The organism is Methylococcales bacterium (assembly GCA_030949405.1).
In the GTDB taxonomy this organism is placed as follows: Bacteria; Pseudomonadota; Gammaproteobacteria; order Methylococcales; family Methylomonadaceae; genus WTBX01.
On sequence record JAUZSN010000002.1, the window covers coordinates 1,696,273 to 1,709,197 of the forward strand.

The 12,925-nt window shown below is 38.6% G+C and carries 15 protein-coding genes; 3 read left to right on the plus strand and 12 right to left on the minus strand.

Annotation, left to right across the window (positions count from 1 at the left end; translation table 11 throughout):
* Positions 1 to 10: 10 nt before the first annotated feature.
* The 10 genes from Q9M50_08835 to Q9M50_08880 form a co-directional block, all read right to left on the minus strand.
* A complete protein-coding gene (locus Q9M50_08835; protein ID MDQ7090736.1) occupies positions 11 to 370 on the minus strand; it encodes a hypothetical protein in 360 nt (119 codons plus the stop codon).
* Positions 357 to 944 (minus strand): hypothetical protein, encoded by a 588-nt coding sequence (locus tag Q9M50_08840; protein ID MDQ7090737.1) that lies wholly within the window; start codon positions 942 to 944, stop codon positions 357 to 359. Before Q9M50_08840 ends, Q9M50_08835 begins: the two co-directional genes overlap by 14 nt.
* Before the next feature lie 165 nt (positions 945 to 1,109).
* Positions 1,110 to 3,851, minus strand: a complete 2,742-nt coding sequence (gene rapA, locus Q9M50_08845) for an RNA polymerase-associated protein RapA (protein MDQ7090738.1) — start codon at positions 3,849 to 3,851, stop codon at positions 1,110 to 1,112.
* Positions 3,848 to 4,531 carry a tRNA (guanosine(46)-N7)-methyltransferase TrmB gene (gene trmB, locus Q9M50_08850; protein MDQ7090739.1) on the minus strand — a complete coding sequence of 228 codons (684 nt, stop codon included), beginning with the start codon at positions 4,529 to 4,531 and terminating at the stop codon, positions 3,848 to 3,850. Before trmB ends, rapA begins: the two co-directional genes overlap by 4 nt.
* 279 nt (positions 4,532 to 4,810) lie before the next feature.
* Entirely contained in the window at positions 4,811 to 6,436 is a 1,626-nt protein-coding gene (ggt, locus tag Q9M50_08855) for a gamma-glutamyltransferase (GenBank protein MDQ7090740.1), read from the minus strand.
* A 346-nt stretch (positions 6,437 to 6,782) separates the two neighbouring features.
* Positions 6,783 to 7,451 (minus strand): ribulose-phosphate 3-epimerase, encoded by a 669-nt coding sequence (gene rpe / locus Q9M50_08860; GenBank protein MDQ7090741.1) that lies wholly within the window; start codon positions 7,449 to 7,451, stop codon positions 6,783 to 6,785.
* A gap of 35 nt (positions 7,452 to 7,486) precedes the next feature.
* Positions 7,487 to 7,759 (minus strand): oxidative damage protection protein, encoded by a 273-nt coding sequence (locus tag Q9M50_08865; GenBank protein MDQ7090742.1) that lies wholly within the window; start codon positions 7,757 to 7,759, stop codon positions 7,487 to 7,489.
* 59 nt (positions 7,760 to 7,818) lie between these two features.
* Positions 7,819 to 8,097 carry an NUDIX domain-containing protein gene (locus Q9M50_08870; GenBank protein MDQ7090743.1) on the minus strand — a complete coding sequence of 93 codons (279 nt, stop codon included), beginning with the start codon at positions 8,095 to 8,097 and terminating at the stop codon, positions 7,819 to 7,821.
* Positions 8,021 to 8,800: an A/G-specific adenine glycosylase gene (mutY, locus tag Q9M50_08875; protein MDQ7090744.1), complete on the minus strand. Its 780-nt coding sequence runs from the start codon at positions 8,798 to 8,800 to the stop codon at positions 8,021 to 8,023. Before mutY ends, Q9M50_08870 begins: the two co-directional genes overlap by 77 nt.
* A gap of 64 nt (positions 8,801 to 8,864) precedes the next feature.
* On the minus strand, positions 8,865 to 9,440 hold the full coding sequence (locus Q9M50_08880) for a TerD family protein (protein ID MDQ7090745.1): 576 nt from the start codon (positions 9,438 to 9,440) through the stop codon (positions 8,865 to 8,867).
* A 275-nt stretch (positions 9,441 to 9,715) separates the two neighbouring features.
* Here Q9M50_08880 and Q9M50_08885 point away from each other — a divergent pair, with 275 nt between their 5' ends.
* Positions 9,716 to 10,756, plus strand: a complete 1,041-nt coding sequence (locus tag Q9M50_08885) for a serine protease (protein ID MDQ7090746.1) — start codon at positions 9,716 to 9,718, stop codon at positions 10,754 to 10,756.
* Positions 10,757 to 10,809: 53 nt separating this feature from the next.
* Here the strand turns inward: Q9M50_08885 and folK are convergent, their stop codons facing one another.
* Entirely contained in the window at positions 10,810 to 11,304 is a 495-nt protein-coding gene (folK, locus tag Q9M50_08890) for a 2-amino-4-hydroxy-6-hydroxymethyldihydropteridine diphosphokinase (protein ID MDQ7090747.1), read from the minus strand.
* A 2-nt stretch (positions 11,305 to 11,306) separates the two neighbouring features.
* Positions 11,307 to 11,660, minus strand: coding sequence for a dihydroneopterin aldolase (folB, locus tag Q9M50_08895; GenBank protein ID MDQ7090748.1), 354 nt, complete (start codon positions 11,658 to 11,660; stop codon positions 11,307 to 11,309).
* An 84-nt stretch (positions 11,661 to 11,744) separates the two neighbouring features.
* Between folB and plsY the strand changes: the two genes are divergently transcribed.
* Together plsY and Q9M50_08905 are read left to right on the plus strand one after the other, a co-directional pair.
* Positions 11,745 to 12,320 (plus strand): glycerol-3-phosphate 1-O-acyltransferase PlsY, encoded by a 576-nt coding sequence (gene plsY, locus Q9M50_08900; protein MDQ7090749.1) that lies wholly within the window; start codon positions 11,745 to 11,747, stop codon positions 12,318 to 12,320.
* Between the two features lie 123 nt (positions 12,321 to 12,443).
* Positions 12,444 to 12,884, plus strand: a complete 441-nt coding sequence (locus tag Q9M50_08905; GenBank protein MDQ7090750.1) for a hypothetical protein — start codon at positions 12,444 to 12,446, stop codon at positions 12,882 to 12,884.
* Positions 12,885 to 12,925: the final 41 nt, after the last annotated feature.

The window sequence follows — 12,925 nt, forward strand, 5'->3', positions numbered from 1 at the left end:
CACTATGGACTCAGGATTTAATAAAACCCGAAGATACAGGGTCAACAGGGACGGCAACATAATTCCATTGCGGAAATAAGCGATGTTCTATTGGGTTATATTTCGATGTATACGGCGGATAATGGGCGATACGAATATTAATCTTTAATTCCTCTGACAATTTTTCCAAATCTTCTTTGAAAATATAATAGCGTGCATTATTACTACCACCGCAGTCACATAGTAGCAATAAATTTGTCGATCCCTCATACAATGCCTGTCCATGCTCTAACCACCATTGACGAATACATTTGCAGGCAAACTCAGAGGTATCATGACTGACTCCCAGAGTGATATAACCTACGTTACGATTAATATCATACAATCCCATGAGGTACAACTTTACCTTTGGCATAGGATGGAAAATCATGGTCATTTACACGGATAATTTCTTGTGTGTAAAGCGTACCTGCACGAAAGAAATTACCGATTAATTCTTTTTTAACATCCATACTCAAAACAGGATCTCCCTGTGTTGTATATTCCTGCTTGAGGCGTTCAATATTCTTAAATTGTTCGTCTCGATAAGGGATATTAGACTTTCCTGCCTCGGCTTTAAAAGCTTGCCGTGGACGAAAATTATGTTTTTTCAACAGTCTATCAACAACCGTTACACTCATTGGAAAGCCTTGTTCCCCAAGCTTTTTCGCGATAGCAGGGCGCGATAAATTTGTCCATTTTATCGTTTCATCCATGGGTGATCCCGCCGTGTTATTTTTCAATACGTCTAAAAATACCTCATCTATTCCATCAAGGGTTGGCAGTAAAAAGTTACGTCCTCCTCCTGATTTGCGAATGCGTTGCTTTTCATTAGATAGGTCGGTTTTTAATTCCTGTTGACCGCGAGTAATGGCGACGGTCTTTTTCCGATAAGCTATTATAAAAATTGCGCATTTGCGCTTCAATGTTTACTGGATAATTTTGTATTTTCATAACAATAGAGCATACTTGATTCAAAGCTTGTTACCAACTAATATAATTTATTAATTTTTGGGTTTTATTAAATCCGCATTCCTATGCGTCACGATCAAATCTTAAACTGGTAGTCAAAACGAGTGTGTCATCATATTTTATGATTCTTTAGTGACAATAAACCTAACGGCATCAAGCTTCAATTGCGATTCACTCATATTTTCATGTAATAACAACATCACGTCTTTAAGCTGGTCAATTTCTTTCGTTTTGATGCTTGGGTTTATCTTCTGTAAACTGGTTAACCGTTTAATTTCATCCCCTAATGAGACAATCATCGCTTTAGAGATTTCAGTCACTAAGACCTGCATTTCTAACTGGGCTTGTTGCTCTGCAACAGCTAATATAGCTTGAATCAAAGAACGCTGACTGTTTAAAAAATCAGCGATTTGCTCTTTATTTAATTTATCATGGGCTTCAATTAAATCTTCATGAAAAATCAAGTCACTAATATCCTCTTGATTTTGATCAATCAAAACTCGAATCGGGGTCGGGGGTAAAAAACGCCCCACTTGTAATTCAATGGGGGCGGCACATTCAACAATAAATAAACATTCCAACAAAAATTGCCCGCCCTTGAGTAACGGGTGAGCGACAACACTCATACACGCATTACCTGTTTCACTTGATAACACCAAATCCATTGCCGCCACCATCATTGGATGTTCCAAGGTTAAAAACTGCATATCCTCTCGTACTAAAGCCGTTTCGCGGTTAACCGTTAGGGTCATCCCGTCTTCCGATAAATAAGGAAAATGCGATAAACGTAAACTTTCACTGGGTTTTAAAATATAACAATCCTTTGAATGTTCCTCAGAACTCACCCCATAACAATCAAATAACGCTTCGGCATAATGCCATAAATGCGGTTGTTCTGCTGGGTTCAGTAATTGAATTAATTTTTCAGCTTGCTCAGGACGACATGAATTTAATTCTAATAACTGGTCGCGTCCATGATGTAATTCAGCTTCAATTTTAGCCGTTAAATGGCGTGTTTTTTCAATAAAATCATCAATGAGGGCTGGGTCGGTTGATATCATAACTTGTTGTAATTCATCGCCTAAATGAACGGCAACGGATTGAGCCGCTGAACAATTATGATGAAACGCATCCAACCCTTCGGCATACCAACGGTATAAAACAGATTCCGCCGTTTTTTCTTGATACGGAATATGAATTTGAATCACTGATTTTTGACCAATACGGTCTAAACGCCCGATGCGTTGTTGTAATAAATCGGGGTTCATCGGTAAATCAAATAAGATTAAGTGATGAGCAAATTGAAAATTACGGCCTTCACTTCCAATTTCAGAACACAATAAAATTTGCGCGGCATTATCCGTGTCGGCAAAGTAAGCGGCGGCTCGATCTCGCTCAACAATACTCATTTGTTCATGAAAAACAGCCACCCGAATGCCTTGTTTTTTTAATTTCTTTTCTAATGCAATTACGGTTTCTGCTAAATGACAAATCAAAACCATTTGAGGTTGTTCCTCTTGTTTTAATTTTTCTAATAACCAGTCACTAGGGTCAATGTTAATCGGGTAGGGATGGGGTTGACGCTCAGGAAAACCTTTGACGGTTTGCCGTGAATTTCTAAATAAAATTCGCCCTGTGCCATGATAGTCTAATAAGATGGCAATAATTTTTTGGCGAGCCTCGGCTGCTTTTTCAGGTAAATTTAAGGCATCTAATAAACCCTCGATGGCATCGTGTTGGACTAATTTTTTAAGCTTAATTTCTGCTTGAGCGTCTAAAGGATTGCCCGTTAATAAGAGTTTTGCAATGGCGGCAACGGGTTCAAATTGCTGTTCTTCGCTTAAAAAAGTGTCAAAGTCATAAAATCGGTCAGGATCAAGTAAGCGTAACCGTGCAAAATGACTTTCTTTCCCCAGTTGTTCGGGGGTAGCCGTTAATAAAATAACGCCTTGAGTTTGATGACTTAGGTATTCGGCAAATAAATATTCAGGGCTGGGTTGCTGTTGATTCCATTCTAAATGATGAGCTTCGTCAATCACGAGCATATCCCAGCCCGCATCTAGGGCTTGTTGTTGACGATTGGGATGGTTTGAAAAAAACTGCTGACCCGCTAACACCAATTGCTCGGATAAAAAGGGGTTTTCATCGGTTAATTCATGGCAACGGTCTTCATTAAATAAACTAAATTGTAAATTAAACCGTCTTAGCATTTCCACTAACCATTGATGCAGTAAAGGTTCGGGGACAATGATTAAGACTCGCTGGCTTAATCCATTAAGTAGCCGATGATGTAGAATTAATCCCGCTTCAATGGTTTTACCTAAGCCAACTTCATCGGCTAGCATGACTTTGGGCGAGAAACGATTGGCGACGTGTTGGGCAATAAATAATTGATGGGCAATTAAGGTGGTACGTCCTCCTTGTAGACCTTTTACAGGCGATTGATGTTGCTTTTGGAGGTGTTGCCACGTTTGATAACGTAATAAAAACCACGCTGTAGGATCTGTTTTTCCTGTGAAAAGTCGCTCTTGCGGTTTATTAAATTGGAGGTGGTGATTTAAATCAATTTCATCTAAGTCTATGGTTTCATTAGCTTGGTTGGTGCATTGGTATGTGATGAGTCCTTTTTTCTCAGAGAACGCTTTAATTTTTAGGGGTTGGTTATCGGTGGATTCAATTTGATCCCCGACACTGAATTTAACTCGTATTAAAGGGGTGTTATCACGCGCATAAACACGGCGTTCACCCGTGGCTAAAAAAAGTACGGTGATACGATGGGCTAATACGTCAAGGAGGATGCCTAAACCAAGTTCAGGTTCGGTGCTACTAATCCAACGTTGACCTGCAATAAAATGAGTCATAATGTTTTAAAAATTAAATCCCAAACGCCATGCCCTAGACGAATTCCGCGTTGTTCAAATTTCGTAAGAGGGCGGTAGTCAGGACGTTCGCTGTAACGTTTAGCGGGGTTGTTATTGATAAATTGAGTTTGATTTGAAAGGGTTTTTAACATTTCTTTGGCGTAATGTTCCCAATCGGTTGCCGCATGAAAATAGCCGCCTGAGATTAATTTTTTAGCTAATAGGTCTAAAAAATCGGGGGTGACAATGCGGCGTTTATGATGACGGCGTTTTTGCCACGGATCAGGGAAAAATAATTGAATGCCCTGCAAGCAGTGATCGGGAATTTTTTTTTCTAAGATTTCAATCGCATCATGATGATAAATTTTCACATTGGTTAATTGCTGTTGTTCGAGCAAGAGCATTAAATGGGCAACTCCTGGTTTGTGAACTTCAATACCTAAATAATTTTGTTCTGGGTTTGCAGCGGCCATTTTGGCTAAACTATCGCCATTACCAAAGCCGATTTCTAAAATAATAGGGGCGGTGTTATCGAAGTGATGTTTAAAATCCAGCGGTTGGTTGAGGTCTAAGCAGTATTTATCCCAAAGGGTGTCGATTGCTAGTTTCTGACCTGCAGTCGCTCTACCTTGTCTAAGAATAAAGCTACGGATACGGTGTTTTTTGGTGGGAGAGGTCATAATTGAACAGCAGTTTTTTTGAGAGAAAGTGATCGTTTAAAACGCAGTAGGCTCGATTGGGTAAAGCTTATCTGACGGTGTTTGAGTGTGATGCGGTTAGTTAATTTTGGCATTCTTCATTTTTCGGTTTACAGTTTAAATCGGAGTTCAATAGCTAAAGCTATTTTACTCCCCACTATTTTTTAAGAATAAAGTGTAAACTACTTTTAAGCTAAATGAAGGATGCCTTAATTTTTATTTTTTTATCGCTTTAAGTTGGACGGTGGACATGAACGATTTTTAACGCACATCCGAAAATCCTTCACCGCGTGGATCACTGGCGGCTTTTAATTTTCCCTTATGCTTATTTAACTCAGCGGCTTGCATGTTTCCATAGGTATTTTCTCTTTCTTTTAAGGAGTGACCTAAAGCAAAAAGACCTTTTTCTTCTGCCTCACTTAAGCCACCTGCTTCATAAAGAATTTGATCGGGAATATATTGGTGATGATAGCGGGGTATTTTTACCCACGAATCGGGGGAATTTCCTTCCGAAAAATCAAGCACACTTAATAATATCATTGAAATAATACGACTCCCGCCAGGGGTACCTAATACGGCAATGCGATCGTGACTTTCTAGGAAGGTCGGTGTCATACTTGAGAGCATTCGTTTTTCAGGGGCAATGGTATTGGCGGCACCACCGATTAAGCCATAGCCATTTTGTTGTCCTTCAAGGCTGACAAAGTCATCCATTTCGTTATTTAAAATAACCCCTGTTCCTTTGGCAATAACGCCTGAGCCAAAAGGGAAATTAATACTTAAGGTGGCTGAGATGCGGTTACCCTCGGTATCTATAATGGAAAAATGAGTGGTATCTTCGCCTTTTATTTTTATTTCTTCTTCACCGCTTAACGCGTTACTCGGCAAGGCTCTGTCAATACGGATATTACTTCTTAATCCAGCGGCATAATTATGATCTAGGAGTTGAGAAATAGGCACCTGTATAAAATCGCTATCGCCTAAATATAAGGCTCTATCATGATAAGCACGGCGCATGGCCTCAGTAATTAAATGTTTCTTTTGAATGTTTGTGACGGTATCTAATTTGTAAGCTGAAAGAATATTTAAGGCTTCAACCAGTACAATTCCACCCGATGATGGTAAGGCCGCGCTGGTAACTTTGATGTCTTTATAATAGCCATAAATAGGCATTCTTTCAATAATTTGATAGCGATCTAAATCCGCTTGTGTCCAAATTCCCCCTTTTTCTTGAACCGCTTGTATTAATTTTTTAGCGGTTTCACCTTGATAAAACCCCGCTTTACCTTTTGCGGCAATCTGTTGCAGTGTATGAGCTAAGTCAGGTTGCTTTAATAAGGCCCCTTGCAGCGGAAGTTGACCGTCTGTTAAGAGAATGCGGGTGGATTCTTTATTTTTACGGATGAGTTTTTGTCGCCGAGTGAGTAAATCTAAATAATGAGGCCCTATAGCAAACCCTTCGGTGGCATAACGAATGGCAGGGGCTAGTGATTCGCTTAAGGGTAGGCGACCATATTTTTTAGCTAAATGGGTTATTGCCGCAGGCAGTCCTGGAATTGCAGCCGATAGTGCGCCCTCTTTTGATAAATCTTCAATGACATTATTTTGTTCATTAACATACATGTTTTTAGTCGCGGCTATCGGTGCTTTTTCGCGACCATCAATCATGGTTTCAAAATTATCCTTCGCGCGATGTAATAACCAAAAACCTCCGCCCCCAAGCCCTGATCCAGTCGGTTCTACAACGGCTAATGCCGCACTTACTGCAACGGCGGCATCAAAGGCATTTCCCCCATTGGCTAAGACTTCAAAGCCTGCTTCGGTTGCTAATGGGTGCGCACTGGCAATGGCTGTTTTTAATGATTCCGCATAAGCAGGAATAGCCATGTTCAGGGTTAATAAAATAAGCAGCGTACTTTTTTTTAACCCAAAGGTGTTAACCCTTTTTAAAATTAGACTATTAAAATAATTCATATTTAGTAGTAGAAAAATTGAGTGGACACTTGTTAAGTGGACTGTTTATTTCTATTTAATACGTAATGTTAGCCTATCTTAGGAATAAAAGTTTAATAACATCCGACATATTATTGCAGGTTGGGTTAGTTTTTTTGTGATTACAAAAAACGTAACTCAGTCTACAAAATCTATTTTGGTTTTGTATATGACTTTCGGACGTTATTAATCTCTTGTTTCTTAATGCAAACGTTCTATCGTGATAGTCGGCTATTTTAAATTACGCGTTTGCTAATTCAACACGCATTTCATCAATAACTTTTTTGTAGTCAGGTTGACTAAAAATAGCGGAACCTGCAACAAACATATCAGCCCCTGCGGCTTTGATTTCACGGATGTTATCAACTTTAACGCCGCCATCAATTTCTAAACGAATATCAAAACCACTGTCGTCAATTCTTTTTCTGGCTTCGCGTAATTTATCTAAGGTTGCGGGAATAAATGATTGTCCCCCAAAACCTGGATTAACGGACATTAATAAGATAATGTCCACTTTATCCATCACATAGTCAAGATAGCTTAGTGAGGTGGCAGGATTAAAAACTAACCCTGATTTACAGCCCGCATCGCGTACCATTTGTAACGAACGATCAATATGTGTTGAGGCTTCTGGGTGAAACGTAATCATAGAGGCCCCAGCTTTTGCAAAATCAGGAATGATTCTGTCAACAGGGTCAACCATTAAATGAACATCAATCGGGGCGGTAACCCCATGATTTCTTAAGGCTTGACAGACTAACGGGCCAATCGTTAAGTTAGGGACAAAATGATTATCCATTACATCAAAGTGTACGATATCCGCACCTGATGCTAAAACATTATCAACTTCTTCCCCTAGGCGTGCAAAGTCTGCGGAAAGAATTGAAGGCGCAATCCAATTTTTTGACATTTTCGTATCCTCTTTGTAAAATTGACTATTATAATCTAGTTAGCAGGGGGGACATAACCCTCGGGCATTTCAAAATTTTCAGAAAATAAAAATTTTTCACGTTCAGACTCTAAAAATATTCGTGCTTTGGGTTCAAAACTGGCTAACCGATGTTCATTAATTAACAGGGTTTGCATACTTATCCATTCTTGCCACGCTTGTTTAGAGATATGTTCAAAAATTTGTTGTCCTTTCGTCCCTGGAAAAGGAGGAAACTCTAAGCCTTCCGCTTCTATTTTAAGTTTAGCGCACTGAATCATTCGGGTCATTTATAGGTTCCATTGTAGTTTGCAATAGCTGCTTAATAGGGGCAGGTAAGGCTAAAGTGTTAAGGTGTTCTGAGTGAGTCCAAACAGCTTCTTTTTTTTTCCATCACAATTGTATTCGGTGAGTCACACTTAATGAGTAACGGGGTGTAATCTAAATGGTAATGTGAAAAAGTATGGCGTTGACAGCTCAGTTTTGTTTGTTTTTTTAAAATAATATTAGATTGCTTGCACCAATCATCGGCTTCCTGAATGGATGAAAACTCAGGAAAACTCCATAATCCCCCCCAAATACCTGTGGGTGGGCGTTTTTCTAATAAGACCTGTTGTTGGCTGTGCAAAATTAAAAATACACAGGTTTTTAGGGGCTTTTCTTTTTTTAGGTTTAGGGGTGGGTAATTCGGCGACCCTTCCTTGTAACCAAGCTTGACACTGTTTAACTAATGGACAATGTTCACAGTCTGGCTTACTTCGTGTGCATAATGTTGCGCCTAAATCCATGATCGCTTGGGTATAATCCGCGACCCGTTCATTAGGGGTGTAAAAACGACTGAGTTCCCATAACTTTTTAGTCATCGCTGTGAGTCCTGTCCACCCTGATAAGGCGTGAAAGCGGACTAAGACGCGCCGTACATTGCCATCTAAAATAGCCGCTGAATGATTAAAGGCTATACTTGAAATAGCTCCTGCGGTGGATAATCCTATTCCAGGGAAGGTCACTAATTCATCAACATTATCGGGAAAATAAGCTTGTTTAACAATTATTTTTGCGGTTTTATGTAGGTTTCTTGCCCGCGCATAATAGCCGAGTCCCGCCCAATAATGTAAGGTTTCATCTAAAGAGGCGTTTGCAAGGGTTTCAATATCAGGGAACGCCTGCATAAAACGTTCAAAATAAGGAATCACGGTGGCAACTTGGGTTTGTTGTAACATGATTTCTGATATCCAAACACGATAAGGAGTAACAGGTTGTTGCCAAGGCAAATCTTTACGGCCGTTATGATCAAACCAAAGTAGCAACTGTTGTTGGAAATAAGCTTTCATTAAATTGAGCCGATAAAAAAGGGAGGTTTAGTGTTTAAACAGCCCTTCTTAAAGAAAGAAAAGATTAAACAGAGACACCGTAGCTTGAGGCTAACGGCCCTAAACCGCCATTAAAACCTTGACCGACCGCTCTAAATTTCCAGTCATTTCCATGACGATACAATTCACCAAACACCATAGCCGTTTCAACACTGGCATCTTCTGATAAGTCATAACGTGCAATTTCTGTATCATTGGTATCATTAAGCACCCGAACAAAGGCATTACTGACTTGTCCAAAATTCTGATTACGGGTGTCCGCTTCATGAATCGTTACGGCGATGATAAATTTATCCACATTAGTTGGTACTTTGGCTAAATCAACGGTGATTGCTTCGTCATCGCCTTCCCCTTCCCCTGTTTGATTATCACCTAAATGAACAATTGAGCCACATTCTGAGGTTTTATTGTTATAAAAAATAAAGCTATTATCAGAGAGTATTTTACCCTCAGTGTTTAATAAAAAACCCACGGCATCTAAATCAAATGCTGAGCCATCGGTTGCGCGGACATCCCAGCCTAATCCAATTTTAATGTGTGTTAAGCCTGGGGCTTCTTTGCTTAAATTTACATTTCCGCCTTTTGAGAGTGAAACTGCCATTTTTTGCTCCTAATTGTTATTAATGATTATCATAATAATGTGAACGCTAAATTTTTGCTCACAGTTAAGAGTTTACTTAAGTTTTAAAAAAAAGCTACCTATCCCGTATTAAATAATAAGGCATCCTTAAATAATTTAACGGGTTATTTTTGTAAAAGCTTAACTATTGAACATTAAGGTGAGTTACGTTAAGGTGATAGCGTCCGCTTGTTGGGTGAAGAATTTGCTTTATCCATAGGGCTATTTTTTAGTATTTTAGGGACACTTATTATCTTATGTTTAAAAAAATTAAATTTGGCTTAATACTCATTTTATTATTGATCAGTCATGGGACTCACGCAGAGCGAATCCCTAAAATTGTTGGAGGCGAAACAACGAGTTCGGCTAAATGGCCTTGGATGGCGGCATTGGCTTATCAACCGTTATCAGAAAATAGAAATATTTTTTGTGGCGCAAGTTTAATTGCTAAAGATTGGCTGCTAACAGCGGCGCATTGTGTCATTGGGGAGACTACGGATAGTTTTGGTATTGTCATCCATAATGAACGCTTATTTGTAGCGCGTATTATTATTCATCCGTCGTACAATAAAATAACCTTTGATAATGATTTAGCTCTGATTCAACTAACCCATGAGTCTAAAAATGACCCTATTAAAATTATATCGCCTTATACGTCTCAAGATAGGGCAGAAAAAATGGCTATTGCCTTAGGTTGGGGAACAACCTCGGCGACGGAGACAATTTATCCCACCCAATTACAACAAGTCGCCTTATCAATTGTTGATACCTCAATTTGCAGGTCTTTTATGGGGAATGTGACTGAAAATATGCTCTGTGCAGGCGATGATTTATATCAAAAAGATACCTGTCAAGGCGATAGTGGTGGGCCTTTAGTTGTTTTCGATACGGAAAGCAATACTTGGCAACAAGCGGGAATTACCAGTTGGGGATTTAAGTGCGCTCAAAAGGATAGCTACGGGGTTTATACCCGCGTTAAAAAATATACTGACTTTATTTCAAAAACGATTTGTACGGATAACGCGCTGATTCCCCCTGTATTAGCGTTAACGGTGACGGATGATTTAGTGACTGCCCAGTGGACACATGCGCCTAATGCAACGGGATACCGTTTAAATTACGCGCTCTATCCTCAAGGGCAAGTCATTCATAGTATAGATATGAACCAATTAGGACTTTATTCTGTTGCTTTAAAAGCAGGGGATGCCTATTATGTTGCCATAACAAATTATCGTGATAATTGCCTCAGTGATTTTTCTAATATTGAATCGTTTAGCCATTCTGGGCTTGTACAATAAAGGCACTCGCTATCGACATCCTCACATAAAAAGTAAAGGGTGTAAAGGTTGGCTTAGATCGTTAGCTTTAAATCAATCTTGTGTTGTTTTAAATTGGTTTTATCAAATTCGCACCATAAATCAGCATAACTTTTTTTGCTGATCGGATGTAATAGATTGGCTGCAATTTCGGCTAAAGGTTCTAATACAAATGCATAGCGTTCAATTTCATCACGAGGAATTTGTAAGCGTTCTTTAGTGAGTACCAGATCCCCATAAAGAATTAAATCTAAATCCAGTGTTCTGGCTGAGAATTTTTGACTATTTCGCGTTCGCCCATGAGCGAGTTCAATCTCTCTTAGTTGTTTAGCGACAAGCGTTACATCAAGCGTTGATTTAAAGGCGACGATTAAGTTATAAAAAAAATTTCCTGAAAATCCCACGGCTTCTGATTCATAAACACTTGAGATTATAAGTTGGCCAAAATAGTCTTCGAGTGCAATTAGACTGGAACGTACATTGTGTTCTCGTTCAATATTGCTGCCGATGCTAATGTATCCTGTTGGCATGATTACATTGCTCCTCGTTCAATAATAATGCCGACATCGCTTGCGCCACTAATTGCGCCTTTTTTATTTAAAGTAATTTTGACCCACGGTACATTAAATTCTGAACGAATAATGCGTGCAATTTCTTCAATTAATTTTTCAACTAAAAAGAATTGACTGGTTTCAACAAAAGAAATAATACGTTTAGAAACAGCTTTATAATCAAGCGTATCCGTAATATCATCACTTTTTGCAGCTTGCGTAATATCAAAAGCCATTTCTATATTGAGTATCACTGTTTGTTTAGTTTCACGTTCCCAATCATAGATGCCAATAATTGTTTTAATTTCAAGGCCGCCTAAAAAGATAATGTCCATTGTATTTTTCCAGTTAAAATAGTGATTTTAAATAATTAACGGTTAAGTATAAATAATTATGATACAGGTTTTCAAGAGGATTAAATTATGATTGAGTGGTTACTTGTTCCTGGTGCGTATCTAATAGGTTCAATTTCGAGTGCTGTTATTGTTTGTCAATTAATGGGATTACCAGACCCTAGGGGGCAAGGATCGGGTAATCCAGGGGCGACGAATGTTGTACGCATCGGAGGTAAAAAAGCGGGTGTAATTACTTTAGTTGGGGATGCATTAAAGGGGGTGATTCCCGTTTTAATTGCCCAATTACTCAATGTTGAGACTCTTTTGTTGGCCTGTGTTGTTTTTGCTGCCTTTATTGGGCATTTATATCCTGTCTTTTTTGAGTTTAAAGGAGGGAAGGGCGTTGCAACTTCATTAGGGGTTGCTTTAGGGGTTGATGTTTTTTTAGGCTTTTCCCTACTAGCAACTTGGTTATTGGTTTATAAAATAAGTAAAATTTCGTCGCTTTCAGCCTTAGTCGCCAGTATTTTCGCGCCGATTTATGTTTGGTTTATGGTGGGGGATGGTTATTTAGTGATTACCTTTACAATAACAACAATTTTATTATTATATAGGCATACAAGTAATATTAAAAAATTGATAAAAGGAACGGAAACTTAAGGAAATTTTATTTTTACAATGGCGAGGAATGAGATAACCTTTTTTTTCTAAAACTTAAATTAATGGTTCAAATATTTAAGCACTGAATATTTTAGGTTAAATGTTGAATAAAGGGGAGGGGGAATGCCAAATCTTGATTATTGTCATCTGAAAGTTTTTGGGTCTGATTTTCAGGCTAAAAATTTTTCAGATGATATGAATATTTTGAATGCAAAGATTTTATACCGAGAAAAAAACTATCCAAGATCACCGGTCACTGCATTAAAGTTAGGGCGTGTAAGTACTTGGAAAACACCAAAGGCTTATTTTAGTCATGATGGTGTTACCAACCCCTTTAAAATCTATTTGAATGAAGAGCGGTTTATGCTTAACTTTCTTAAAAAATTTTATGAGTTACAAAAAATACTTTTACCCTATAAAAACGAAACGGTAGAAATATATTTTTCAGCGATTTATACGGCATCTGTTGAAGAAAAATCCACAGGCGTTTATTTTGGGGTAGAACTTATTGAAGCCTTATGCAAATTAGAGGCTTCAATATCAACAGAAGTGATTTTTGAATAAGCTGAGGTTGCTGATTCAACGTATAAAATTAGGTAAAGAGA

Bases quoted from the DNA above. Each gene is read 5' to 3' on its own strand.
- Q9M50_08905 (MDQ7090750.1), top strand. From the start codon at position 12,444: ATGCCAAATCTTGATTATTGTCATCTGAAAGTTTTTGGGTCTGATTTT.
- mutY (MDQ7090744.1), bottom strand. From the start codon at position 8,800: ATGAAAGCTTATTTCCAACAACAGTTGCTACTTTGGTTTGATCATAAC.
- ggt (MDQ7090740.1), bottom strand. From the start codon at position 6,436: ATGGCTATTCCTGCTTATGCGGAATCATTAAAAACAGCCATTGCCAGT.
- Q9M50_08880 (MDQ7090745.1), bottom strand. From the start codon at position 9,440: ATGGCAGTTTCACTCTCAAAAGGCGGAAATGTAAATTTAAGCAAAGAA.
- Q9M50_08835 (MDQ7090736.1), bottom strand. From the start codon at position 370: ATGGGATTGTATGATATTAATCGTAACGTAGGTTATATCACTCTGGGA.
- rpe (MDQ7090741.1), bottom strand. From the start codon at position 7,451: ATGTCAAAAAATTGGATTGCGCCTTCAATTCTTTCCGCAGACTTTGCA.
- Q9M50_08865 (MDQ7090742.1), bottom strand. From the start codon at position 7,759: ATGACCCGAATGATTCAGTGCGCTAAACTTAAAATAGAAGCGGAAGGC.
- trmB (MDQ7090739.1), bottom strand. From the start codon at position 4,531: ATGACCTCTCCCACCAAAAAACACCGTATCCGTAGCTTTATTCTTAGA.
- rapA (MDQ7090738.1), bottom strand. From the start codon at position 3,851: ATGACTCATTTTATTGCAGGTCAACGTTGGATTAGTAGCACCGAACCT.
- folB (MDQ7090748.1), bottom strand. From the start codon at position 11,660: ATGGACATTATCTTTTTAGGCGGCCTTGAAATTAAAACAATTATTGGC.
- folK (MDQ7090747.1), bottom strand. From the start codon at position 11,304: ATGCCAACAGGATACATTAGCATCGGCAGCAATATTGAACGAGAACAC.
- Q9M50_08885 (MDQ7090746.1), top strand. From the start codon at position 9,716: ATGTTTAAAAAAATTAAATTTGGCTTAATACTCATTTTATTATTGATC.